The sequence below is a fragment of the Sphingomonas xanthus genome (genome assembly GCF_007998985.1).
Classification (GTDB): Bacteria; Pseudomonadota; Alphaproteobacteria; order Sphingomonadales; family Sphingomonadaceae; genus Sphingomicrobium; species Sphingomicrobium xanthum.
Genome location: NZ_CP041659.1, coordinates 1,663,315 through 1,687,639, shown reverse-complemented (window position 1 = coordinate 1,687,639; position 24,325 = coordinate 1,663,315). Strand labels below are relative to the sequence as shown.

General features: G+C 64.6%; 25 protein-coding genes. 22 read left to right on the top strand and 3 right to left on the bottom strand.

Features of this window, described 5'->3' with window-relative positions; all coding sequences use genetic code 11:
* Window positions 1-26: 26 nt before the first annotated feature.
* Together rnr and FMM02_RS08515 are read right to left on the bottom strand one after the other, a co-directional pair.
* Window positions 27-2,258 (bottom strand): ribonuclease R, encoded by a 2,232-nt coding sequence (gene rnr / locus FMM02_RS08520; protein WP_147494444.1) that lies wholly within the window; start codon window positions 2,256-2,258, stop codon window positions 27-29.
* Between the two features lie 139 nt (window positions 2,259-2,397).
* A complete protein-coding gene (locus FMM02_RS08515; RefSeq protein WP_147494443.1) occupies window positions 2,398-3,813 on the bottom strand; it encodes a M28 family peptidase in 1,416 nt (471 codons plus the stop codon).
* Between the two features lie 80 nt (window positions 3,814-3,893).
* Here FMM02_RS08515 and FMM02_RS08510 point away from each other — a divergent pair, with 80 nt between their 5' ends.
* The 21 genes from FMM02_RS08510 to metK all read left to right on the top strand — a co-directional run bounded on the left by FMM02_RS08510 (window position 3,894) and on the right by metK (window position 23,101).
* Window positions 3,894-4,646 (top strand): hypothetical protein, encoded by a 753-nt coding sequence (locus FMM02_RS08510; protein WP_147494442.1) that lies wholly within the window; start codon window positions 3,894-3,896, stop codon window positions 4,644-4,646.
* Between the two features lie 69 nt (window positions 4,647-4,715).
* Complete coding sequence (locus tag FMM02_RS08505) at window positions 4,716-6,218, top strand: CoA-acylating methylmalonate-semialdehyde dehydrogenase (protein ID WP_147494441.1); 1,503 nt, start codon at window positions 4,716-4,718, stop codon at window positions 6,216-6,218.
* Window positions 6,218-6,772 (top strand): hypothetical protein, encoded by a 555-nt coding sequence (locus tag FMM02_RS08500; RefSeq protein WP_147494440.1) that lies wholly within the window; start codon window positions 6,218-6,220, stop codon window positions 6,770-6,772. The genes FMM02_RS08505 and FMM02_RS08500 overlap by 1 nt, the downstream gene beginning before the upstream one ends.
* A gap of 13 nt (window positions 6,773-6,785) precedes the next feature.
* The gene (locus FMM02_RS08495; protein WP_147494439.1) at window positions 6,786-7,313 is read left to right on the top strand and encodes a hypothetical protein; all 528 of its coding nucleotides are present in this window, start codon (window positions 6,786-6,788) and stop codon (window positions 7,311-7,313) included.
* Between the two features lie 37 nt (window positions 7,314-7,350).
* On the top strand, window positions 7,351-8,493 hold the full coding sequence (locus FMM02_RS08490; protein ID WP_147494438.1) for an acyl-CoA dehydrogenase family protein: 1,143 nt from the start codon (window positions 7,351-7,353) through the stop codon (window positions 8,491-8,493).
* Window positions 8,490-10,187, top strand: coding sequence for a PHA/PHB synthase family protein (locus FMM02_RS08485; protein ID WP_147494437.1), 1,698 nt, complete (start codon window positions 8,490-8,492; stop codon window positions 10,185-10,187). The genes FMM02_RS08490 and FMM02_RS08485 overlap by 4 nt, the downstream gene beginning before the upstream one ends.
* 14 nt (window positions 10,188-10,201) lie before the next feature.
* Window positions 10,202-11,263, top strand: a complete 1,062-nt coding sequence (locus FMM02_RS08480; RefSeq protein ID WP_147495037.1) for an enoyl-CoA hydratase/isomerase family protein — start codon at window positions 10,202-10,204, stop codon at window positions 11,261-11,263.
* A gap of 12 nt (window positions 11,264-11,275) precedes the next feature.
* On the top strand, window positions 11,276-12,049 hold the full coding sequence (locus FMM02_RS08475) for an enoyl-CoA hydratase (protein WP_147494436.1): 774 nt from the start codon (window positions 11,276-11,278) through the stop codon (window positions 12,047-12,049).
* Window positions 12,050-12,062: 13 nt separating this feature from the next.
* The gene (gene mmsB, locus FMM02_RS08470; protein WP_147494435.1) at window positions 12,063-12,959 is read left to right on the top strand and encodes a 3-hydroxyisobutyrate dehydrogenase; all 897 of its coding nucleotides are present in this window, start codon (window positions 12,063-12,065) and stop codon (window positions 12,957-12,959) included.
* Between the two features lie 31 nt (window positions 12,960-12,990).
* Window positions 12,991-13,569, top strand: a complete 579-nt coding sequence (locus FMM02_RS08465) for a NifU family protein (RefSeq protein WP_147494434.1) — start codon at window positions 12,991-12,993, stop codon at window positions 13,567-13,569.
* Between the two features lie 88 nt (window positions 13,570-13,657).
* Window positions 13,658-14,272, top strand: coding sequence for a tRNA (adenosine(37)-N6)-threonylcarbamoyltransferase complex dimerization subunit type 1 TsaB (tsaB, locus tag FMM02_RS08460; RefSeq protein WP_246104755.1), 615 nt, complete (start codon window positions 13,658-13,660; stop codon window positions 14,270-14,272).
* The gene (locus FMM02_RS08455) at window positions 14,269-14,751 is read left to right on the top strand and encodes a GNAT family N-acetyltransferase (RefSeq protein ID WP_147494432.1); all 483 of its coding nucleotides are present in this window, start codon (window positions 14,269-14,271) and stop codon (window positions 14,749-14,751) included. Before tsaB ends, FMM02_RS08455 begins: the two co-directional genes overlap by 4 nt.
* Window positions 14,752-14,860: 109 nt before the next feature.
* Window positions 14,861-15,280 carry a Ros/MucR family transcriptional regulator gene (locus FMM02_RS08450; protein WP_147494431.1) on the top strand — a complete coding sequence of 140 codons (420 nt, stop codon included), beginning with the start codon at window positions 14,861-14,863 and terminating at the stop codon, window positions 15,278-15,280.
* A gap of 73 nt (window positions 15,281-15,353) precedes the next feature.
* Window positions 15,354-15,782 (top strand): Fur family transcriptional regulator, encoded by a 429-nt coding sequence (locus FMM02_RS08445; RefSeq protein WP_147494430.1) that lies wholly within the window; start codon window positions 15,354-15,356, stop codon window positions 15,780-15,782.
* Window positions 15,760-16,524, top strand: coding sequence for a lysophospholipid acyltransferase family protein (locus FMM02_RS08440; RefSeq protein WP_187107742.1), 765 nt, complete (start codon window positions 15,760-15,762; stop codon window positions 16,522-16,524). The genes FMM02_RS08445 and FMM02_RS08440 overlap by 23 nt, the downstream gene beginning before the upstream one ends.
* A gap of 10 nt (window positions 16,525-16,534) precedes the next feature.
* Window positions 16,535-17,839, top strand: a complete 1,305-nt coding sequence (gene miaB / locus FMM02_RS08435; RefSeq protein WP_147494428.1) for a tRNA (N6-isopentenyl adenosine(37)-C2)-methylthiotransferase MiaB — start codon at window positions 16,535-16,537, stop codon at window positions 17,837-17,839.
* On the top strand, window positions 17,839-18,852 hold the full coding sequence (locus FMM02_RS08430) for a PhoH family protein (protein WP_147494427.1): 1,014 nt from the start codon (window positions 17,839-17,841) through the stop codon (window positions 18,850-18,852). The genes miaB and FMM02_RS08430 overlap by 1 nt, the downstream gene beginning before the upstream one ends.
* Window positions 18,849-19,355 (top strand): rRNA maturation RNase YbeY, encoded by a 507-nt coding sequence (ybeY, locus tag FMM02_RS08425; protein WP_147494426.1) that lies wholly within the window; start codon window positions 18,849-18,851, stop codon window positions 19,353-19,355. The genes FMM02_RS08430 and ybeY overlap by 4 nt, the downstream gene beginning before the upstream one ends.
* On the top strand, window positions 19,355-20,248 hold the full coding sequence (locus FMM02_RS08420) for a hemolysin family protein (RefSeq protein ID WP_147494425.1): 894 nt from the start codon (window positions 19,355-19,357) through the stop codon (window positions 20,246-20,248). Before ybeY ends, FMM02_RS08420 begins: the two co-directional genes overlap by 1 nt.
* Window positions 20,245-21,834: an apolipoprotein N-acyltransferase gene (lnt, locus tag FMM02_RS08415; protein WP_246104754.1), complete on the top strand. Its 1,590-nt coding sequence runs from the start codon at window positions 20,245-20,247 to the stop codon at window positions 21,832-21,834. Before FMM02_RS08420 ends, lnt begins: the two co-directional genes overlap by 4 nt.
* A gap of 55 nt (window positions 21,835-21,889) precedes the next feature.
* Complete coding sequence (gene metK / locus FMM02_RS08410; RefSeq protein ID WP_147494424.1) at window positions 21,890-23,101, top strand: methionine adenosyltransferase; 1,212 nt, start codon at window positions 21,890-21,892, stop codon at window positions 23,099-23,101.
* Between the two features lie 16 nt (window positions 23,102-23,117).
* On the opposite strand, the gene FMM02_RS08405 is transcribed toward metK, so the two are convergent.
* Window positions 23,118-23,525: a DUF1761 domain-containing protein gene (locus FMM02_RS08405; RefSeq protein ID WP_147494423.1), complete on the bottom strand. Its 408-nt coding sequence runs from the start codon at window positions 23,523-23,525 to the stop codon at window positions 23,118-23,120.
* A gap of 80 nt (window positions 23,526-23,605) precedes the next feature.
* Between FMM02_RS08405 and trmB the strand changes: the two genes are divergently transcribed.
* Window positions 23,606-24,325: a tRNA (guanine(46)-N(7))-methyltransferase TrmB gene (trmB, locus tag FMM02_RS08400; RefSeq protein WP_147494422.1), complete on the top strand. Its 720-nt coding sequence runs from the start codon at window positions 23,606-23,608 to the stop codon at window positions 24,323-24,325.

Here is a 24,325-nt window from a genome sequence, read left to right as displayed (position 1 = left end):
AAGCGCGCCATAGCACAATTGGTTGCTCAGCGGCGCTTGCCCTGGTGGCGAATATTGCCAGGCCGGCCGCGTTTCGGCGGGCGGACCCGGTCGCGGCGGCTGTCGTTACGGCGCGGCGCCGCGAACTTGCCCTCGGGAAGCTCGAAGCGGAGCGCGCCCGAGGCCGGGTTAGCTTCGGCCAGCTTCAGCTCAAGGTGCTGGCCGACCCGGAAGGTTTCCCCTGTCTCCTCGCCGATGAGGGCGCGCGCTGCCTCGTCGTAACGAAAATATTCGTTGCCGAGGATCGCCGCCGGCACCAATCCATCTCCACCCAGATCCTCGACCGTCGCGAAGAAGCCGAACGGCTGCACGCCGGTGATCCGGCAGCGCAGGATCTGTCCGACCTTGTCGGCGAGGAACGCCGCGACATAGCGGTCGACCGTCTCGCGTTCGGCCTCCATCGCCCGACGTTCTAGCATGGAGATATGCTCGCCGATGGTGGTGAAATCCTCGGCGTCCGCTTTGGGTAGCCCGCCTTCTCCAAGGCCATGGGCGGTGACCAGCGCACGGTGGACGAGAAGATCGGCATAACGGCGAATGGGCGAAGTAAAATGCGCGTAGCTCGCCAGCGAAAGCCCGAAATGGCCCAGCGGTTCAGGGCCGTAGCGTGCCTGCATCTGGGTGCGCAAAAGCTGCTCCATGATTTCCGGGCGCGCGTCATGATCGGGGCCGATGCGGTCAATGATGCGATTAAACGTCGCCGGCTTGATCACCTGTCCCAGCGCAAATTCGAGGTCGAAGGTCGCGAGATAGTCCTTGAGCGCGACCAGCTTCTCGCGGCTTGGCGCTTCGTGGACACGGTACATCACCGGCGCCTTCTTGCGTTCCAGCGCCTTGGCTGCCGCGACATTGGCGGCGATCATATAATCTTCGACGAGGCGATGGGCGTCGAGCCGTTCGCGCGGCGCAACCGAGAGGATCCGGCCCTTTTCGTCGAGCATCACGCGCCGTTCGGGCAGGTCGAGCTCGAGCGGTTCGCGTTTCTCCCTTGCCTTGAGCAGCGCGCGCCAACATTCCCAAAGGGGCTTGAGCGCCGTGTCGACCAGCCGGGGATCGACCAGGCCGGGCGTTCCGTCATAGGCCGCCTGGGCATTCTCATATGCAATGTTTGCAAATACGCAAATCTTGGCGCGCGAGAATCGCCAGCTTTTCAGGGCGCCGTCCTTGCCGACATGAAGGTGGCAAGCCATTGCCGCGCGCAGCTGGCCTTGCTTCAGCGAACAGATGTCCGATGACAGTTCGTGCGGCAGCATCGGCACCACCCGGTCGGGGAAATAGACGCTGTTGCCCCGCGCCCGCGCCTCGCGGTCGAGCTCGCTTCCCGGACGGACATAAAAGCTCACATCGGCGATCGCGACGATCGCGTCCCATCCATCGCCATCGTCGCGCGGCGATGCCCAGATTGCATCGTCATGATCACGCGCATCCTCCGGATCGATGGCGACGATCGGCAGCGCCGTGAGGTCCTCTCGGTCGCCCAGCGGCTGCCCGGCAACCTTGGTCGCTTCGGCGATCGCCTCGTCCCGGAACTCATCGCGAAGGCCATGTTTGTGAATGGCGATCAAACTGAAGCTCCGCGGGGCGAAAGGGTCCCCGAGGATCGCGTCGACCCGCGCGCTGGTGCGCGGCGGGCGGCCCGATGGTTCGGCCAGCACCAGGTCGCCGGGCTGCGCATCCTTCAGGTCTGAAATTGGCAGTTCGCGCCGTTCCTTCTTGTCGACCGGGGTCAGGAAATATCGCTCACCCTCCTGACGGACGACGCCGAGCAACAGTTCGGCGGCGCGCGCCAGCTTCTTCATCACATGGGCGACATGCCCCTTCCCCGCTTCCTCGGTGCGAGCGAGAATGCGGTCGTTGAGGCCAAGGGCCGAGCGGGGCCCCTTCCCCCGGGAACGTTCGATCACCCGCAGTTTCGGCGCAGGGGTGTCGGCATGCCAGCTTTCCGGCGTCGCCCAGACCTGCCCATCGTCGACCGACACGACACGAAGCACGGTAACTTTCGGGACGCCGCCCATCTTGTGGAAGGCACGCCCCGCGGCGCTGTCGATCAGCCCTTCATCGGCCATGTCCTTGAGCAGCGACTTCAGGGCGATCTTTTCATTGCCCTTCAACCCGAACGCCCGCGCGATTTCCCGCTTGCCGGCGGGCTGGTCGCTACCTTCGATAAAGTCGAGGATCTGCTTGGCGGTCGGCAGGCCGGGGGGCTGTTTGCGGGGCATTGCTTCTCCAACCCCGTCGTGCCGAACTTGTTTCAACATCGCTAGCGGAGCGCCGCCAGCCTCCGCGAAAACGGCCGTTGAAACAAGGCTGGCCGCCGACCGTCCCGGAGACGAGCGGCGACCAACAGGGGCGGAGCGCCTATTTGGCCGCTTCGGCCGGTTCGACCCACGGCTTGAAGGCGCCACCGGGAACTGCGCTTGCGACCGGGCTTTCGAATCCCTCCTTGCTGATCGACGAGACGCCGAACATCCAGTCGTCGACGCGGATGTGCCGGAGAACGAAGCCGCAGTCGCCCGGACCGGGCATGGCGCCTTGGGCAGCCGCGGGGACGATCTTGCCGGGGCTGGCGCAGGCCAGGGCAACGCTTTGGGCGGTCCAGTTGGCGGCATCGGTGGGGCGCCAGCGCGCAACATAGCCCCAGGCTCCGGGGATCGGCTTCCAGCTGATCGTCGTATCCGTGCTGACCGCCCCCTCGATCGCCGGCTCGGGCGGCGGCGGGGCGCTGGCCAGCCAGGCAAGGGCGGCGACGTTGAGCTTCGTCACCTTTGCAAGATAGCCAAAGTCCATCTCGTCGACGGTGTCGCCGAACTTGGTGTTCTGCTCGATGCGCAAATCCTGGTGCTGGTGGTCATAATCTTCGACCGCGACCGACAGGCGCACGGCGGGGTAGCCGGCGTTCAGAAATTCGGTGTGGTCACCGCCCCGGCCGTGACGATCGTTGCGCCATATCTGCAGGACGTCGATCCCCAGTTCGGGAACGCGATCGGCCAGCAAATCAAGGAAGCGCGACAGGTTGCGCGACGGCGAGTCATTTTCTCCGCCGAGGCTGCGTACCGCGCCGCGCAGCTCGTCGCCGCCCTGCCAGCGAAGGCCTTCGGAGAAGACCCGCACCTGCTTGTCGTTGCACACCCCGTCCGATCCGCAGCTATTGCCGATGATGTCGTTGTTCAAATTGGCGATGACGTTCCAGCCCTGCGACCTGGCATAGTCGGCGAGGATTTTGCCACCCAGAAGCCCCTGCTCCTCCCCGCTAAGCGCCGCATAGACGATGGTTCCGGGAAATTTGTGCTTCGACAGGACCCGCGCGGCCTCGAGCACCGCAGCAGTGCCGCTGCCGTCGTCGTTGGCGCCCGGCGCGTCCTTGGTGAAATCCATGACGTCGCTGACCCGGCTGTCGATGTGCCCGGTGATGATGACCACGTCGTTGGGACGCTCGGTCCCGCGCTGGATTGCGACCGCGTTGCACACCCGTGTCGGGGTTGGAACGCGCCGGCCCGTCACCGTATCGCAGGTCTGCAGCGTCTGAAGCCCATGCGCTTTCATCTGCGCTTCGGCCCAGCGCACGGCAGCGCCGATCCCGCGTTTGGGGTGGGTCTGCGACGAGAGCGTGTGGCGCGTTCCGAACGCGACCAGCCGCTCGACGTCGCGCTTCATGCGCGATGCATCGACTGGCCGCGCAATTTCAGCGACCGCGCGGACCGGCGCCGGAGTCGGCGGAGCGGCGAGTGCGGAGGTGGACAGGAAGACGGCGGAGAGGGAGAGAAAGCGAACCATGATCACAGCTAAGCACGGCTTGGCGGATCGCGAAAGTCCGGCAATGGCCTAAACCGCCTAGCCCATTTAGACTGCGCGCCATGTTGAGCCCGCTCATCCTCATCGCAGCTGCGGCGCCGGCGCCGATCCTCCACTATGTCCAGTCAAATCGCGATGGCAGCGTCTCCGAGCAGATCTCCATGACCCGGCCGAGCGTCACGAGCGTCGCGGTTTACCGCCATGGCGGTCGCTGCGGCGTTCCCACCTATGTCACGGTCTCGTTCGACCCCAAGAGCGGAGAGGTCGCCAGCCTCGACACCGGCAGGGTCGGCGCGAAGGGCGAGCAGGTGCGGTCGGGAAGGTTTGACTTCGATCCTGCCACCCGGACACTGAGCGCCTGGGCCGATCTCCCGTCGGGTCGCGTCAGCGACAGCATCCTGGTTCCCGACCGGCCATGGCATCTATTCAACTACGGCTGGGCGACGTTGAACGCCGAGCTTCAATCGGCCCGCCCCCGGCGTGACTTCGCGTTCGGTCTGCCGTGGGCCGGCTCCGCTTCCGGGAGCTTCCTCCAGTATAAAGGCCGGGTCCGCGCTCATTTCCGCGGATATGATCAACATGGGAAGCAGCAGGCGCTGCTGTTCAACCTGTCACTTGAGGGACCGGAACCGGCGACCGGTAAGCTGCTGCTCGATGCTTCGGGCGGGCATATCCTGCTGGCCGAACTGTCGGTCGCCGGCCACGGCGACTCCAGGGATTTCCGCATTGAGCTCCACAAGGTCGAAAAGGGGGGCGCTAGGGCCTGGACCAGACTGTTGAGGAAGCGCGACGCCAATTGTCCGAAAGGCCGTTGAAGCGGTTGGCAAGCACGGCGGTAAGGGGCTAGGGAGCGCCCGACTTTCCTTCCGGCACGAGGCCCGACCATGCGTAGCATCAACCATTTCATCAACGGCCAGTCGATTGCCGACGGCGACCGCCACGGCGATGTTTGGAACCCCTCGCAGGGCGAAGTGCAGGCACGCGTCGGGTTGGGCAGCGCCGCCACGCTCAAGCAAGCCGTCGATGCGGCCAACGCCGCGCAGCCGGCCTGGGCGACCACCAACCCGCAGCGCCGCGCGCGAGTCATGTTCAAGTTCAAGGACCTCGTCGAAGCGCATATGGACGAGCTCGCGGAACTGCTCTCGTCGGAACATGGCAAGGTGATCGCCGATGCCAAGGGCGACGTGCAGCGCGGGCTTGAGGTGATCGAATTCTGCTGCGGCATTCCGCATGCGCTGAAGGGCGAATATACAATCGGTGCCGGGCCCGGCATCGACGTCTATTCGATGCGCCAGCCGCTCGGCATCGGCGCGGGCATCACGCCGTTCAACTTCCCGGCGATGATACCGATGTGGATGTTCGGCCCGGCGATCGCCGCCGGCAACGCGTTCATCCTCAAGCCCTCGGAACGCGATCCGTCGGTGCCGGTGCGGCTCGCCGAGCTGATGCAGGAAGCGGGCCTTCCCGACGGCATCCTCAATGTTGTCCATGGCGACAAGGAAATGGTCGACGCGATTCTCGACCATGACGACGTCAAGGCGATCAGCTTCGTCGGATCATCCGATATTGCCCAATATATCTACAGCCGCGGAACCGCCAACGGGAAGCGCGTGCAGGCCTTCGGCGGCGCCAAGAACCATGGCATCGTGCTGCCCGATGCCGATCTCGACCAGGTCGTCAACGACCTTGCGGGGGCCGCCTTCGGTTCGGCTGGCGAGCGCTGCATGGCGCTGCCGGTGGTCGTCCCGGTCGGCGACGACACCGCCGCCGCGCTGCGCGAAAAGCTGGTCCCGGCAATCGAGAAGCTGCGCGTTGGCATTTCGACCGATCCCGAGGCCCATTATGGCCCGGTGGTCAACGAAGCCCATCGCCAGCGGGTCGAAAATTATATCCAGATGTGCGCCGACGAGGGCGGCGAACTGGTCGTCGACGGCCGCGGCTTCACGCTCCAGGGTCATGAAAAGGGTTTTTTCGTCGGCCCGACCCTGTTCGACCATGTTAAACCGAGCTTCCGCTCCTACCAGGAAGAAATTTTCGGACCGGTGCTGCAGATGGTCCGCGCCGACAGCTTCGAGGAGGCGATCCGGCTGCCGAGCGAGCATCCCTATGGCAATGGCGTCGCCATCTTCACCCGCAACGGCCATGCCGCGCGCGAATTCGCAGCGCGGGTCAATGTCGGCATGGTCGGAATCAACGTGCCGATCCCGGTCCCGGTCGCCTATCACACCTTCGGCGGCTGGAAGCGGTCAGGGTTCGGCGACATCAACCAGCACGGCATGGAAGGCGTCCGGTTCTGGACCAAGACCAAGACGGTGACCCAGCGCTGGCCGGACGGTTCGGCAATGGGCGACCATAAGGAAGCATTCGTCATCCCAACGATGGGATAATGACGCATCCTAATTCTGGTGAAGGCGTTGTTGCCGGCATGATACAGAAGCTTGCATCCCTGCCACTGCTGGCGCTGGCGCTTGTTGCCTGCCAGCAGGAAGATCCCAACAATTTCGCCATCGACGAGGGCAACGCGCTCAACGGCTCTATCGAGACGCTTCCCATCGATGAAAGTTCGCCGAACAATGACGAAGCCCGTGCCGACGCCGGCGACAATGTCGCCGCGCCCTCGCCGCCTCCCGGCGATGGAACGAGCGCCCCGACCATCCCCGCGCAGTATCGCGGCCGGTGGGGCATGACCGTCAACGATTGTGATCCCAGCCGAAGTGATGCGAAGGGTCTGATGACGGTCGGCGAAAAGACACTGACCTTCTACGAGAGCCGAGCAACGCTCAAGGAACAGCGACCGGCGATCGCCACCAGTTTTTCGGGCCGTTTTGCCTTTACTGGCGAGGGGCAGAAGTGGGAGAGGGTGATCACCTTTACGCGGACCGGCGACACGCTGAAGCGGGCAGACGAAGAGGGTAGCTTTACCTACAAGCGCTGCGCCTGATAGGCGTGAGGCGATGAGAAGGATCGCCGCTGCCCTGAGCCTGCTTGCCCTTGCCGCCTGCGGCGGGCCGAGTGAGGAAGACATCTTAACCGAGGACAAGATCCGCGCCTCGCAGTCGGCGCCGGAACTTCCCGACATTCAGCTGAGCGAGAATCCCGAGCCCGAGCCGGCCCCGCCGCCTCCGGAGCCCGAGGTGAACGCGCTGGAAAATGTCGTCGAGGACAACGCCAGCCTGCTTGGCGTCCCCGGCTCTATCCCGCCCGCCTTCCACGCGCTTTGGGGGGTCGAACCCGCCGATTGCCGCCGCGGCGCAGTGGTCGGCAGCGCAATGCTGGTCGGACCGGATTCGCTAACCTTTTCCGATGCGACCGTCAGCCTCCAGGGCGTGCTGGCGGATTCGCCGGGCCGCTTTGCCGGCAGGTTTGCCGACGACGCCGGTTATGAGCAGCGCGAGGAGCTGACCGTGGGCAGCAGCGGAAATGTGCTGACCCGAAGCAGCGGCGGCCAGCGCATCGTCTACCGCCGGTGCGGTGGAGCCTGACCTTGCAGGCCGCGGGCGGTGGCCTTAGGGCGCAGCCATGCACCAGTTCGACCTGACCGACGACCAGCGCCAAATCCAGGAAATGGCGCAGAAGTTCACCGCTGACGCCATCACGCCCAACGCGGCGGAATGGGACGAGAAGCATATTTTCCCCCGGGACACGATCCGCCAGGCCGCCGAGCTCGGCTTCGGGTCGATCTATGTTAGCGAGGAAAGCGGCGGCATCGGCCTAGGCCGGCTTGAAGCCGCACTGATCATGGAAGCGATGGCTTATGGCTGTCCCTCGACCAGCGCCTTCATCTCGATCCACAATATGGCCAGCTGGATGATCGACCGCTTCGGGTCGGAAGAACTGAAGGCCGAATATCTCCCGTCGCTGATCCCGATGGACAAGATCGCCAGCTACTGCCTGACCGAACCCTCCTCGGGTTCGGACGCGGCGGCGCTCAAGACCCGCGCGGTGCGAGACGGCAATCATTATGTGGTCAGCGGCAGCAAGGCATTCATCTCCGGCGGCGGCGAGAATGAAATCTATGTCACCATGGTCCGCACCGGCGAGGAAGGTCCCAAGGGCATCAGCGCGCTGGTCATCGAAAAGGATATGGACGGGGTAAGCTTCGGCGCCAACGAAAAGAAGCTGGGCTGGCATTCGCAGCCGACCGCCCAAGTCAATTTCGACGAGGTGCGCGTGCCTGTTGCCAATCGCGTCGGCGGCGAGGGAGAGGGCTTTCGCATCGCGATGATGGGCCTCGACGGTGGACGGCTCAATATTGGCGCCTGCTCGCTTGGCGGCGCCCAGCGATGCCTCGACGAGGCGGTGAAATATACCAAGGACCGCAAGCAGTTCGGCAAGGCGATCGCCGACTTCCAGAACACACAGTTCATGCTGGCGGACATGGAGACCGAGCTTCAGGCGGCGCGTTACCTGTTGTACGTCGCGGCGGCCAAGGTCACCGCCAACGCGCCCGACAAGAGCAAGTTTGCGGCCATGGCCAAGCGGCTGGCGACCGACACCGGCTCCTCGGTGGTCGACCGCGCACTTCAGCTCCACGGCGGCTATGGCTATCTTCAGGATTACCCGATCGAGCGTTTCTGGCGCGACTTGCGCGTCCATTCGATCCTGGAGGGCACCAACCAGGTGATGCGAATGATCGTCGGGCGGGAGCTGACCCGGCAGTGACCCCCGCATTTCCTTTTGGCGATCTCACCGGCCGCCTTCACGACGCCGCCGAACAGATGATCAAGGGCGGCGCCAAACCGACCCTCCCGTTCGATCCTTTTGCCATCGCCCAGGCGACCGGCGAGGTGGCGATGGAGCTGGCGATGCGGCCGCAGGACCTGATGCAGGTGCAGTTCGCCGCGGCCCAGCAATGGGCAGCCTATTGGAATGCAACCCTGTCCGGCGAAACCGGCGAAAAGCCGCGCGATCGCCGCTTCGCCGCGGCGGAATGGCAGGACGACCCGTATTACCGTTCGCTTCGCGATGCTTACCTGCTCGCCTCGCAGCAGCTTCGCGACATCGTCGCCCTTGGCGATGCCAGCGACAGCAGCGCGGCCATGGCGCGCTTCCTGCTGGACCAATATCTGAACGCCGTTTCGCCGGCCAATTTCGCGGCGACCAATCCGGAGGTCGCCAAACGGATCAAGGAAACCGGCGGGGCCAACCTGGTCCAAGGCTTCGCCCACCTCATCGAGGACATCGCTTCCGGCAAGGGCATCGTCCAGCGCAGGACCGACCCGGCGGCGTTCGAAAAGGGGAAAACCATTGCCGCGACGCCGGGCCAGGTGGTCTATGAAAACAGCCTGTTCCAGCTGATCCAATATTCGCCGACCACCGACAAGGTCGCCGCCGAGCCGCTGCTTTATGTGCCGCCGCTGGTCAATCGCTACTACATGATCGACCTCGTCCCGCGCCAAAGCCTGGTCAAATGGCTGGTCGACGAAGGGCGGACGGTGTTCGTGATCAGCTGGGTCAACCCGGGACCCGAACATAAGGACAAGGGCGTTGGTGACTATGTCGTCGAGGGCATCGTCGAGGCGATCGGAGAGGTCGCCAGGCGCACTGGACACGCACCGGACCTGTTCAGCTTCTGCCTTGGCGGCACGCTGGTCGCCATCGCGCTGGCATGGCTTGCGGCGAAGGGTCGCGCCGACGAGGTCAATTCGGCCACGCTGATCGGCAGCCTCGTCGATTTCGCCGACATGCGAGACTGGTCGGCCTTCGTTCATGAAGGTCACCTGGCCGCACTGGAAGACCATCTGGAAGCGCAAGGCTTCATCGACAGCCTCGAGCTGCAGCGATTGTTCGCGGCAATGCGTGCCAACGACCTTATCTGGTCGAGCGTGATCAACCATTATCTCCTCGACCGGCCAGCGCCGCCAAGCGACCTGCTCTACTGGTTCGAGGATGGCGCGAGAATCCCGGCCGCCTTCCTCAAAAGCTATAATCGCGATCTTCTGCTCGACAACAAGCTGAAGGACCCCGCGGGGTTCGAGGTCGGCGGCGTCAAGATCGACCTGGCCACAATCGGCACGCCGATGATGATCGTCGCCCTCAAGGACGACCATGTATCGGCGTGGGAGGCCGTCTATCGCGGGGCCCGCGACTTGAAGGCCGATTTCGTTCTCGGTGGATCCGGCCATAATGCCGGGGTGATCAACCCGCCGGCGGCGAACAAGCATGGCTATTGGACCCGCGCCGACCAGCCCGAGGCTGCGGACGACTGGCTTTCGGGCGCGACGCGGCACGAAGGAAGCTGGTGGCCGCATTGGACCGGCTGGCTTGACCGGTGCGGCAGCGGCAAGCTGGTCGCCGCGCGCGCCATCACCGACGGGATCGAACCGGCCCCCGGCCGCTACGCATTGATGAAATGAACCTGATGACCGAGATTTCGCCCGATGTGCTGACGGTGAAGGAAGGCCTCGCCGGGCGCCTTCGCCTCAACCGGCCCAAGGCGCTGCACAGCCTCAACCGCCAGATGGTGCGCGACATGGCGCGCGCGCTGATCGAATGGCGCGACGACCCCGATGTCCGCATCATCCTGATCGACCACGCCGAGGGCCGCGGTTTTTGCGCTGGCGGCGACGTTGTTACAATCAGCCAGGACGTTGAGGGTCATGAGGCCGCCGCCCGGTCCTTCTTCTTCGACGAATATCGCCTCAACCACCTCGAATATACCTATCCCAAGCCAGGCGTCGCATTCATGGACGGGGTGACGATGGGCGGTGGCGTCGGGATCGCCTGTCCCTGCCGCTTTCGCGTTGCGACCGAACGCACCGTGCTGGCGATGCCGGAAACTACCATCGGCATTTTTCCCGACGTCGGCGGCGGCCGCTATTTGAGCCGCCTGCGCGGTCGGCTTGCGCAGTTCCTGGCCCTAACCGGCGCACGGCTGGACGGCGCCGAGTGCCTCAAGCTGCGGCTGGCGACCCATTATCTCCCTTCTGCGCGGCTGGACGAAGCCAAGGAACGGATCATGGCCCAGCCCTTCCGTGTCCAGGCGATCCTCGACGAATTGTCGGAAGAGGATGTTCCCGAAGCCCGGATTATGGATAATCTTGTCCGCATCGACCGCTATTTCTCCTCCGACCGGCTGGAAGAAATCCTCGATGCGCTCGATGCCGGTGCGTCGGAGGGCGATGAATGGGCGGCGAAGGAAGCCGAGACCATCCGCCGCAAGTCACCGATGGCCTGCAAGGTCAGTCTGAAACTGCTTCAGGAAAGCCCGTATCAACTCCATTTCGTCGACGAAATGCGGATGGAATATGGGATCATGGTCCGCCTGATCCACCACCCCGATTTCAAGGAGGGCGTGCGCGCCCTCCTGATCGACAAGGACAACAAGCCTAACTGGCAGCCGACCAACCCCGCCGTGATCGGCGATACCGAGGTCGAAGCCTTTTTCGAGCCGCTTCCTCCCGAGGAGGAATGGCGGCCGTTCGAATTTTAGGAGCCCGATCCGATGAGTTACGAAACCCTCCTCGTCGAAACCAAAGGCGCGGTAACGCTGATCAGGCTGAACCGGCCACAGGCACTCAACGCGCTCAATTCCGTCGTGCTCAGAGAATTGATCGACGCCTTTGCCGCCTATGACGCCGAACCCTCGCAGCGCTGCCTGGTTCTAACCGGCAGCGAGAAGGCCTTCGCGGCCGGCGCCGACATCAAGGAGATGCAGGCGCAGGGCTTCGCCGACATGTACGCGTCGGACTTCTTCAAAGGCTGGGAAAAGGTCACTGCAACCCGAAAGCCCTGGATCGCAGCGGTCAACGGCTTTGCGCTTGGCGGGGGGTGCGAGGTGGCGATGATGGCCGACTTCATCATCGCCGGCGACAATGCCAAGTTCGGCCAGCCGGAAATCAAGCTGGGCGTCACGCCGGGCATGGGCGGTTCGCAGCGGCTGACCCATGCGGTCGGCAAGGCCAAGGCGATGGAAATGTGCCTGACCGGCCGAATGATGGGCGCCGAGGAAGCCGAGCGCAGCGGGCTGGTGGCCCGGGTCGTTCCCGCTGCCGATCTTGTCACGGAGGCGCTGAAGACCGCGGAAACCATTGCCGCAATGGCGCCGCTGGCGGCAATCGCGAACAAGGAAATGGTCAACGCCGCATTCGAAATGGGGCTGGCGCAGGGCATCAATTTCGAGCGTCGCCTGTTCCATGGCCTGTTTGGCACCGAGGACCAGAAGGAAGGCATGAGCGCCTTCGTCGAAAAGCGGCCGGGCAACTGGACCGGCAAATAAGGGAGTAGCGGACATGGCACGCGTCGCCTTCATCGGGCTGGGAAACATGGGCGGCGGAATGGCCGCGAACCTGGTCAAGGCCGGCCATGAGGTCATCGCCTTCGATCTTGCCGAACCGGCGATCGAGCGGGCCAGGGGCAACGGCTGTTCCATTGCCACCAGCGCCGCCGAAGCGGTCGAGGGCGTCGATGCGGTCGTGACCATGCTTCCGGCTGGCAAGCATGTCGCGGCGGTCTATGCCGAAAGCGTGATCGGCAGGGCGCCGGCCAGCGCCGTCCTGATGGACTGTTCAACCATCGACGTCGCAACCGCGCGCACCGTGGAAGAACTGGCCAGTGAAGCGGGCTATGCGATGGTCGATGCACCTGTCAGTGGCGGGATCGCCGCCGCCGATGCGGGCACGCTGACTTTCATGGTCGGCGGATCGGACGATGGCTTCGCCAAGGCCCAGCCCTTCCTCGAGAAGATGGGCAAGGCGGTCATCCATGCCGGCGGCGCGGGCGCGGGCCAGGCAGCGAAGATCGTCAACAACATGCTGCTTGGTGTCACCATGGCAGGGACCTGCGAAGCCTTCGTGCTGGCACAGAAGCTCGGCCTCGACCCGCAGACCTTCTTCGACATCTCCTCGAAGGCGAGTGGCCAGAGCTGGTCGATGACCAGCTATTGCCCGGTCCCCGGCGTCGGTCCGGAAACGCCCGCAGACCGAAATTATGACGGTGGCTTCGCGGCGGCGCTGATGCTCAAGGACCTGAAGCTGGCGATGGAGGCCGCCCAGGCCGCGGACGCCTATACCCCGATGGGCGGAGAGGCGGAGGAGCTGTACCAGCGCTTCGTTTCGCGCGGCGGCGGCGGCAAGGACTTTTCCGCGCTGATCAAGATGATCGACGACAGCTGGACCCCGCCAGCTTGATTGCAGCCCCGGCAAGGCCCACATCCCGCCCATGTTGATCGAAATCGAAAAGACGCCCAATCCGGCGACCCGCAAGTTCCTGCCCGGCCGTACCGTCATGGAGACCGGCGGGCGCGACTTCGCCTCGCCGGAGGCGGCCGAGGCCAGCCCGCTGGCGGACGCGCTGTTCGCAACGGGGATGGTCGATGGCGTCTACTTCGGACGCGATTTCGTTTCCGTGTCGGCAGCCCCGACCGTCGAATGGAACGCACTTGAGCCGGAGGTCCTGACCATCCTGCTCGACCATTTCATGCTCGATGCTCCACTGTTCAGGCAGGGGAGCGCAGCAGACATCGCGGTCGCGGCCGACGCGCAAGCGACGATCGAGGAAGACCCGGCCGACGCCGACATCATCGAGCAGATCAAGGAATTGCTCGATACCAGGGTCCGCCCGGCGGTGGCGCAAGACGGCGGCGATATCGTCTATCGCGGCTTCAAGGGCGGCACGCTCTACCTTGCCATGCAAGGAGCCTGCGCGGGCTGCCCCTCATCCGCCGTGACGCTCAAGCGCGGAGTAGAAAGCCTGATCAGGCATTATGTGCCCGAGGTCGAAACGATCGAGGCGGTCTAAACCGCAATTAACCGCTTTTTTCTTGCCGAAATGCCGCCGCTATGCCCTCATGGCGATTGGGGTGGGGCGAACAGGAGTCTGTAGCCCGGTGATCCTTGCGATCGATACATCGACTGCGTCCTGCACTGCCGCGCTGCTTGAACCCGACGGCAGCGTCGTCGCCTCGCGCGACGAGGAGATCGGCCGTGGTCATGCCGAGCGGCTGGTCCCGCTGATCGCCGAGATGATCCAAGGCCATGTCCCGACGCGAATCCTCGTCGGGGTTGGACCGGGCAGCTTCACCGGCCTTCGCGTCGGCATCGCCGCAGCCCATGGCATGGCGATCGGCTGGAGCGTGCCGCTGGCGGGGATGAACAGCCTCGCCCTGCTCGCCGCGTCGGCCCCGCCGGGCACGGGGCATATCGCCGCAGCCGTCACCGGCGGACATGGCGAGCTGTTCATCCAGAGCTTCGACCGCGAGGACCTCAACGCTACCGGCCCAATCCTCAATCTCGCACCCGCCGCCGCCGCACGAGTCATCTCTGCAAAGCTGGTCGCCGGTAGCGGTGCTGCAGCCCTGGTCGGTGAGCGCGGCAATGGGGAGGCTCTCGCGCTGATGCCGAGCGCGCGCCATGCGCTCCGGCTTCCGCCGCTATTGCGCATGCTGGAATGCAAGCCGATCTATGCCCGGGCACCCGACGCTCGCCCAAAGGCCGCCGCATGAACGCCGCGAGGGCGCGCCCGGCAGAACTCCGGCTGCGCGCTGGCGGGGCCGATGACCTGGACGACGTCATGCGGATCATGACCGACGCCTTCCCTCCTTGTTTCGGCGAAGCCTGGACCCGCTCGCAATGCGCCGGGATCCTTCCGCTCGCAGGGGTCAGCCTGACCATGGCTGACCATGACCAGCACGCGATCGGTTTTGCCTTGGCGCGGACCATCATGGATGAATCCGAACTGTTGCTGATCGCTGTCGAAGTCGCCGGCCAGGGCCAGGGCGCGGGCCGCCTGCTGGTCGAAGATTTCATCGCCCAGGCCCGGGCGCAGGGTGCCAGCCGCCTCCACCTCGAGGTCCGCGACGGCAACTCGGCCGTGTCCCTGTACCAAAGCGCGGGGTTCGTCCCCGCGGGCCGCCGGCGCGCCTATTATAAGGCGGCCGACGGGCGAAGGCACGACGCGGTTACACTGGTGCTTGTCCGGTAAAATAGTTGATATTCGTCAACCTTGTCCATTGAAGTATCGCGGAGTAATAAGGGGCGGGGTTTCGACAGCTGACTGTCCTGTACCAATTCAAGCTCGGAGAATTTCATACATGGACGATCAGGAAAACGACGACATGCTGATTACGCTGACAGCCGATATCGTCGCGGCGCATGTCAGCAATAATAGTGTTGCAGTGAACGACCTTCCGCAACTGATCCAGAATGTGCACGGGGCACTATCGGGCCTGTCGAGTGCAAGCGCGGCCGCCGAAGCCAAGCTTGAACCCAAGGTTCCGATCCGCTCGTCGGTAAAGCCGGACTATATCGTCTGTCTGGAGGACGGGAAAAAGCTGAAGATGCTGAAACGGCATCTGATGACCCATTACCAGATGACTCCGGACCAGTACCGGCAGAAATGGGGACTTTCCGCCGATTATCCGATGGTCGCACCCAATTATGCCGAACAGCGGCGCAAGCTGGCCAAGTCGATCGGCCTCGGCACCAAGCGCCGCAAGACCCGCGGCAAATAAGCCGGATTGCGCGCGCGAAAGTCGCCGTTCGACTCGGCTTCCCATTCGCGCGCGCAACCCTTAGGTAATCGGCATGCATCGCCAGATCGACATTGAGCAGCTATGCGCGGACAAGGGCCTGCGCATAACCGAGCAGCGCAAGACCATCGCCAAGGTCCTTGGCGAGAGCGAAGACCATCCCGATGTCGAGACGCTCCATGCGCGGGCCGCGGCGATCGATCCCAATATTTCCATCGCAACCGTCTACCGCACCGTCCGGCTGTTCGAGGAAGCGGGCATCCTGGAACGGCACGAGTTCGGCGACGGCCGCTCACGCTATGAAGCGGCGTCGGAAACGCATCACGACCACCTGATCGATGTCGAAACGGGCAATGTGATCGAGTTCGTCGATGAGGAACTGGAAGAACTGCAGCGGCGAATCGCGCAAAAGCTGGGCTTCCGCCTTGTCGATCATCGGATGGAACTCTACGGCGTCGCCGTTGACCGCGACCGGGACCGCTAGCGGCCATTCCCGCCTGATCGCAATTGCCCGGATTGCCGGTCTTGTCGGGCTGTTCCTTGCCTGCCTGCCCCCCCACCTCCTGTCGAAGTGGCTGCTTGGCCGCTCGCGCTGGCCCCGCCGATTCCTGCGTTCCGCAGCCTATGTCGCCGGGGTCCGCACCCAGGTAGAAGGTCAGCCGCTTGCTCCGCACACGCTTTTGGCCGCCAACCATTCGAGCTGGCTCGACATATTGATTCTCGGCGGATCCGTAGGCGCTGCTTTCGTTTCCAAGGTCGAGGTCAAGAAAACGCTGCTGATTGGCTGGCTCGCGGACCAGAACCGCACCCTGTACATCGACCGGGCAGCAAGAGGCGATGCGCACCGGCAGGTACGGCGGATCGTCGAGGCGCTCGACCATCCCCAGCCGCTGGCGGTGTTTCCGGAAGGCACAACCGGCAACGGCTCCAGCCTGTTGCCATTTCGGCCGACCCTGCTCGCCGCCGCGGCGCCGCCGCCGCCGGGCGTCAGCATCCGGCCGGTAGCCATCGATTTTCACGACAATGCGAGCCTAGTTAGCTGGCACAGCGGGGAACCGGGCACCGCCAATGCCCTGCGCATCCTAGGCCGCCCCGGTTCGATCCGGGTGACGGTGCGGCTGCTTGATCCGCTTGGCCCGCATGTTGATCGCAAGGCACTGGCTCGGGAAGCCCATTTGACGATTGCGCGGGCGCTGTCTTTCGTGACGGCCCCGACCGGCCTATAGGCGCGCCCAAATGACCAAGATTCCCAAGACTTACCGCGTCAAGAGCTTCGGCTGCCAAATGAACGTCTATGACGGAGAGCGCATGGCCGAGCTGCTTGCTGCCGAGGGCATGACCCCCGCCAGCGACGGAGCCGACGCCGACCTCGTTGTCCTCAACACCTGCCATATCCGGGAGAAGGCGGCGGAAAAGGCCTATTCCGACGTCGGCCGGCTGCGCCGTGACGATGGCAGCAAGCCGATCGTCGCGCTCGCCGGCTGTGTCGCCCAGGCCGAGGGCGCCGAGGCCAAGGCGCGCTCGTCGCTCATCGACCTGGTGGTTGGCCCGCAGGCCTATCACCGACTGCCCCAGATGGTCGCCGCGGCGGCCAAGGGCCTGCGTCCCGTCGATACCGACATGCCGGCCATCTCAAAGTTCGGCGCCCTCCCCGCCCGCCGCAAGGTCGGGCCAAGCGCCTTCCTGACGGTGCAGGAAGGATGCGACAAATTCTGCACCTATTGCGTGGTTCCCTATACGCGCGGCGCCGAAATCAGCCGCCCCTTCGCCGATGTCGTGGCCGAGGCCGAGGCCCTGGTCCGAGGCGGCGCGCGCGAGCTCACCCTGCTCGGCCAGAACGTCAATGCTTACCAAGGGGGGCTCGACCAGCTGATCCGGGCCATCGCGGCGATCGATGGGTTGGAACGCATCCGCTACACCACCAGTCACCCGGCCGACATGAGCGATGCGCTGATCGCCGCCCATGGGGAGGTCGACAAGCTGATGCCGTACCTCCACCTGCCGGTCCAGTCTGGGTCGGATTCGATTCTCAAGGCGATGAACCGCAGCCACACCGCCGAGTCCTACCTTCGGACGATCGAAAAAGTCCGCGCCGTGCGACCGGACATCGCCATCAGCGGCGACTTCATCGTCGGCTTCCCCGGAGAGACCGAAGAAGATTTTCAAGCGACGCTATCCATTGTCGATGCGGTGCGTTACGCTTCGGCTTATTCGTTCAAATATTCGGCCCGGCCGGGCACTCCGGCAGCGGCGATGGAAGGAGCGGTGTCGGCAGAGGTGATGGACGATCGACTGCAGCGGCTCCAAGCCCGCCTCGCCGAGCATAGCCTCGCCTTCAACCGCGCCACCATCGGCAAGGACACGACCATCCTCATCGACCGCAAGGGCCGTCTGCCCGGCCAGATGATCGGCAAGTCCCCCTGGCTCCAGTCGGTATTCGTCGAAACCGACGCGATGATCGGCGACATGGTCGACGTGAGCGTGACCCATGCCCTGCCCAATAGCATGGGCGCCATCCTCACCACTGCAAAGGCTGCCTGATGGCCAAGCGCGAAATGACTGCCGCCAACCTTGAAGACCGGGCGCGGCTCGAGCTCGAGTTTGAACAACCCTACCTGCTCGGCCCGCTGTTCGGCGATTACGACCGCCACCTCGTGATGATCGAGGACCGGCTCGGCGTCCATGTCGCGGCACGCGGAAACCGGGTGATGATCGAAGGCGAGCCCGAAGCGGCGGCTCGCGCCCGTGAGGTGCTGCTCGGCCTTTACGACCGGCTCGACCAGGGTCAGGACGTCGATGCCGCCGCGGTCGAGGCGGTCATCGGTATGGCCAACCAGCCGCTGTTCGACGGGATCGTATCCGAAGAAGTGGCCAATGCGCCGCGGGTCATGATCCGGACCCGCAAGAAAACCATCGTGCCGCGATCGGTCGTCCAGACCCGTTATATGGAGGCGCTGGCCCGCGACGACATGATCTTCGCGCTTGGACCGGCGGGCACGGGCAAGACCTATCTAGCCGTCGCGCAGGCGGTGCAGATGCTGATTACCGGCCAGGTCGACCGCCTGATCCTGTCACGTCCGGCGGTCGAGGCCGGCGAGCGGCTGGGCTTCCTGCCCGGCGACATGAAGGAGAAGGTCGACCCCTACCTCCGCCCGCTCTACGACGCGCTTTACGATATGCTTCCGACGGAACAGGTCGAACGGCGGATCGCCAGCGGCGAGATCGAGATCGCGCCGATCGCCTTCATGCGCGGCCGTACGCTGAACGACGCCTTCATCATCCTCGACGAGGCGCAGAACACCACCCCGCAGCAGATGAAAATGTTCCTGACCCGGTTCGGCATGCGGGCCCGGATGGTAATCTGCGGCGACCCCAACCAGACCGATTTGCCCCAGGGGGTAACCTCGGGGCTGGCTGATGCCGTGGCCAAGCTCGAAGGCATACCGAAATTGTCGATGATCCGCTTTGGCGCCGCAGACGTGGTGCGCCATCCGCTCGTCGGGCGGATCGTCGAAGCCTATGAAGGTCCGGACAGCCGGGTTGCTGCCCAATGACGCTGGACATTGCGATCGACGCCGACTCGGAGTGGGACAGTAGCACCGACTGGGCCGACTTGGCCCGGTCCGCCGCCACTGCCGCAATCGCCGAAAGCGCCTTCCCGCAACTGGGCGCCGGCGCGCGCGACTGCGAATTGTCGATCCGACTGACCGGCGATGCCGAAGTGCATGCCCTCAATGCGGAATGGCGCGGGAAGGACAAGCCGACGAACGTCCTGTCCTTTCCGATGGCCGACGAAGACGAGCTTGCCGAAACTGCCGCCGAAGGTCCCGAACTTTTGCTCGGGGATATTGTGCTGGCGCGCGGCGTCTGCGCGGCCGAGGCCGCGGAAAAATCAATCCCGCTTGAACAGCATGCCGCGCACCTAATGGTGCATGGCACGCTCCATCTGCTAGGTTATGACCATATGGATGACGTGAGTGCGGCCGACATGGAAGCGCGCGAAGTGAGGGCGCTTGAACGGCTGGGCATCGCCAACCCCTATGCGGGGGGCCGCTAATGGCGACCCGTAACGAGGAGGAGGGCGGCTCCCGATTGTGGCGCGGAATGCGCGCGCTCCTGTTCGGCGACGACCAGGAAGCGACGCTTCGTGACCAGATCGAGGAAGCCATCGACGAGGCCGACAGCGAGCCGCAGAAGCGCGGTGACCTGTCCCCTACGGAGCGGCAGATGCTTCGCAACCTGCTGCATTTCGGCGACCGAACGGTAGGCGAAATTGCGGTCACTCGCGGCGACATCGTCTCGGTCCCCTCGACGCACAGCTTCGAACAGCTGATCGCCGCGTTCGCGGATGCCGAGCATAGCCGTCTGCCGGTGAGGGGCGACGATCTCGACGAGATTCTCGGCATGATCCACATCAAGGACGTGTTCAAGGCTCAGGAGGATCCCAGCCGGCCGCGGACGATCGACGGCCTGTTGCGCACGCCCTTGTTCGTCCCTGAATCGATGGGTGTGCTCGACCTGCTGGCGCGCATGCGGACCGAGCGGGTCCATCTGGCCATCGTTGTCGACGAGTTCGGTGGCACCGAGGGCCTGGTCAGCATTGAGGACGTCGTCGAGGAGATCGTCGGCGAGATCGAGGACGAGCATGACGAGCAAGCCGCTGGGCTGCTGCAGCCGCTTGAAGACGGGATCTGGGAAGCCGACGCGCGGATCGAACTGACCGAGCTTGCGCGGTCAGTCGATGGCCGGCTGGCGACCGACGAAGACGAAGTCGACACGCTCGGCGGGCTGATGTTCCTGCTTACAGGCCATATTCCGGCCAAGGGCGAAAGCGTCCTCCATCCCTCAGGTTGGCGGCTGGAGGCAATCGACAGCGACCCGCGGCGAATCGTTCGCGTGCGGTTGCATCCGCCGGAACCCAAGCTGGGGATGACGATTCCCGCAAGATGATGTCGCGTATCCCGCATTCCCTCGCCGCGCTCGGCGCGGGCCTCGTTTCCGCGCTGGCGTTCGAGCCGGTCGGGTGGTGGCCGCTGATGCTGCTGGCGGTTGCGCTGTTGTGCGAGTCGATCGCCCGTTCCGCCTCACTTTGGCGGGCGCTGCTCGTCGGCTGGGCGTTCGGGGTCGGCCAGTTCCTCATCGGCCTCAATTGGATCGCAACTGCCTTCACCTTTCAGGCGGCGATGCCCGCTTGGCTGGGCTGGATCGCGGTGCTTTTGCTGTCGCTCTATCTCGCCATTTACCCGGCGATGGCCGCAGGCCTGGCGTGGCGGTTCGGCAGGACGAACCGGACCGCGCTGGTGCTTGCGCTGGCCGGCGGCTGGGCTATCACCGAATGGCTCCGCGCGACCATGTTTACCGGCTTTGCCTGGAATCCCATCGGGGTCGCACTGGTCGACACACCGCTGCTTGGCGCCAGCCGCTGGATCGGGACCTATGGGCTAAGCGGTCTTACGGCGATGATCGGCGCCTCGCTCTGGCTGCTCGCGCGAAAACAATGGCACGTTCCGGCGATCACCGCTGCCGCAGCCGTGGTGGTATGGGCGCTGCCAGCTCCTGCGCCAGTCGCGCCCGCCTCATTACCGCCATCCGATGCGCCGTCCCCCGGCGGCAGCGAAGTTTCGGGCGCCGGGGTTCCGATCCGGTCGATCCGCATCGTCCAGCCCAATATCGGCCAGCAGGATAAATGGCGGGAGGGGTTCGAGGATGAAGCCTATCGCCGGCTCGAAAGGCTGACGATGAAGGGCGCTCCGGAACCGCGCCTGGTCTTCTGGCCCGAGGCGGCGGTCACCGAGCCTCTTTCCGATGAGCGGCGCGGAGCGGAACGGATCGTCTTCGAGGAACGGCTTCGCGCGACCCGGACGTTGGGCGCCGCAGACTTGCTCGTGACTGGAGGAATTGGGCTTTCCTCGACCAACCGGCGTCATGTCGACGGCGCCACCAACAGCGTGTTCGTGATGAAGCCGCTGGGCGAGCTCGTCGGCCGCTACGACAAGGCCCACCTTGTTCCGTACGGCGAATATCTGCCGATGCGGCCGATTTTGTCCGCGATCGGCCTGTCACGGCTCGCGCCCGGCGACCTCGATTTCAATCCCGGACCGGGCGCGCAGTCGATGCAGCTGCCAGGGGACTGGGGCAAGGTCGGTTTCCAGCTTTGCTACGAGATCATCTTTTCCGGCGAGGTCGTGGACCGGGCCGACCGCCCCGACTTTATCTTCAATCCATCGAACGATGCCTGGTTTGGCCGCTGGGGCCCACCGCAGCATCTCGCCCAGGCGCGATTGCGCGCTGCCGAGGAAGGGCTGCCGGTGATCCGCTCGACCCCGACCGGGATCAGTGCGCTCGTTGATGGCCATGGCCGGCTCCGCAACGCCATCCCCTGGCAGCAGGCCGGATTTATCGACGCCGCGCTGCCCGCGCCGCTCGGTCCCACACTGTTCGCCCGGGCGGGCAACCTAGTCCCGCTTGCGCTTGGCTTCCTCATGCTGATCGCTGCGATTGCGCTGGGACGGCGGCGGCGCTACAGGCTCATATAACGAATCCTTTATATCTCATTTTTCGCAGATACCAGCCAAGGACTCCCGGCTTCCCATGCGCACATCCTATCTCTTCACCTCCGAATCCGTTTCCGAAGGCCATCCCGACAAGGTCGCCGACCAGATCAGTGACGCGATCGTCGACCTGTTCCTGACCAAGGACCCGGAAGCTCGCGTGGCGTGCGAGACGATGACCACCACGAACCGGGTGGTGCTGGCCGGTGAAATCCGCGGGCGCGGGATCATGGACGAAAATGGCAACTGGGCGGAGGGCGTCCGCGAGGAGATCGAGCGCACGGTGCGCGAGACGGTCAAGCGGATTGGCTACGAACAATCGGGCTTTCATTGGGACAGGCTCGAATTCGCCAACCACCTCCATCCGCAATCGGCGCATATCGCCCAGGGCGTCGATGCAACCGGCAACAAGGATGAAGGTGCGGGCGACCAAGGCATCATGTTTGGCTTTGCCTGCGACGAGACGCCCGACCTGATGCCAGCGACGCTCGATTACAGCCACAAGATCCTGCAGCGCATGGCGCAAGACCGCCATTCGGGCACGGCGCCGTTCCTGGAGCCCGACGCCAAGAGCCAGGTCACGCTGCGCTTCGAGGCCGGCAAGCCGGTCGAGGCGACCGCGATCGTCGTCTCCACCCAACATGCCAAGGGCTATGACTCGGGCGACAAGGAGTCCGAACTCCACGCCTATGTGAAGGCCGTGGTCCGCGACGTGCTCCCCGCGGGCCTCATTACCGATGCCACGGTGTTCCATATCAACCCTACCGGCAGCTTTGAAATCGGCGGCCCGGACGGCGATGCGGGGATTACCGGCCGCAAGATCATCGTCGACACCTATGGCGGCGCAGCGCCCCATGGCGGCGGCGCGTTCAGCGGCAAGGACCCTACCAAGGTAGACCGCTCGGCCGCCTATGCTGCCCGCTACCTCGCCAAAAACATCGTCGCCGCGGGCCTCGCCAAGCGCTGCACGATCCAGCTGGCCTATGCGATCGGCGTGCCGCAGCCGCTTTCGCTTTATGTCGACACCCACGGGACAGGCATCGTCGGCGATGACGCGATCGAGGCCGCGATTGGCAAGATCACCAAGCTTGGCGGCCTGACCCCGCGAGGGATCCGCACCCACCTGCGGCTCAACCGGCCGATCTATTCGCCGACCGCAGCCTACGGCCATTTCGGCCGCAAGGCCGAAGGCGAACTGTTCCCCTGGGAAAAAACCGACCTGGTCGAAGACCTGGAAGCGGCGCTGGCCTAGGCCGCGCCGCGCGGCCTTACTGCCAGCCGCCGAGGATCGCGCCGGCGGCCACGTGGCCAAGCAGGAGGTGGACGCTGTCGAGCATCTCCTTGCCCGCAGGGCCGACCCCGTAGACCCAGCCATACCATAGCGCCGGGAGGGCCGAGGCAACGGCGATCGCCGCGCCCCAGTGAAGGCCCATCTGCCAACTCGACACCCCGGCCCAATGGAACAGCAGCGCCATGAAAATCGCCGTGACGAGCGGCATCAACGGGCCATAGATCATCCGGCTTTTGCCGACCCGGGTCATGTCTTCCTCGGTTATGCGGGCGAGCCGCATCCATTTGTCCGGCTTCATCAGCAGGCCGTAGATAATGAACCCGATGGCGTAGATCGCGACCGCGGCAACCAAGACCGCTGCCCAATTGAGATCCCCGAATTCCATAAGCCCCTCCCCTGTCGTAACGACCGCGTAACCATAAGCTTAATTGCGCTGCCGCGCTATCGTCGCTAGCGGGCGCGGCCATGACGGCTTTCAAGGCAGGCGACCCGACGACCCTCAACCGGCTCTATGGCCGGTCGAGCGGACATAAGTTGCGAGCAAGCCAGGCGGAGCTAGTCGAAACGCTGCTACCAGCAATCGCCATTCCGGAAAGTGGGGAGATCAGCGCCGAGCGGCTTTTCGGCCAGTCCTGTCCGCTGCATCTCGAAATCGGTTTCGGCGGGGGCGAGCATCTGGCCTATCGCGCCGACCTGTTGCCCGATCATGGCTTCATCGGCTGCGAACCGTTCCTCAATGGCGTCGCCCAGGCGCTGGCCCACGTCCGCGACCAGCAGCTGGCCAATGTTCGCATTCATATGGGCGATGCACTGGAGGTGCTGCGACGGGTTGCCGACGGCGCGCTGACGATGGTCTATTTACTCCATCCCGACCCCTGGCCCAAGGCACGCCACGCCAAGCGGCGAATGATGAACGACGGTCCGCTCGATTTAATCGCGGCCAAGCTCAGGCAGGGCGGGGAGCTTCGCGTTGCGACCGACGACCCGACCTATCTGAACTGGGCTCTGATGGTCATGCAGCGCCACGCCCATCAATTCGAATGGCTGGTCAGCGAACCGGGCGAATGGGAGCGCTATCCCTCCGGTTGGCTCGAAACCCGATACGCCGCGAAGGCCCGCCGCCAGGGCCGCATGCCGCACCAATTCCGCTATCGACGCCTTGGCGAACCGGGAGACGCTCCCTAA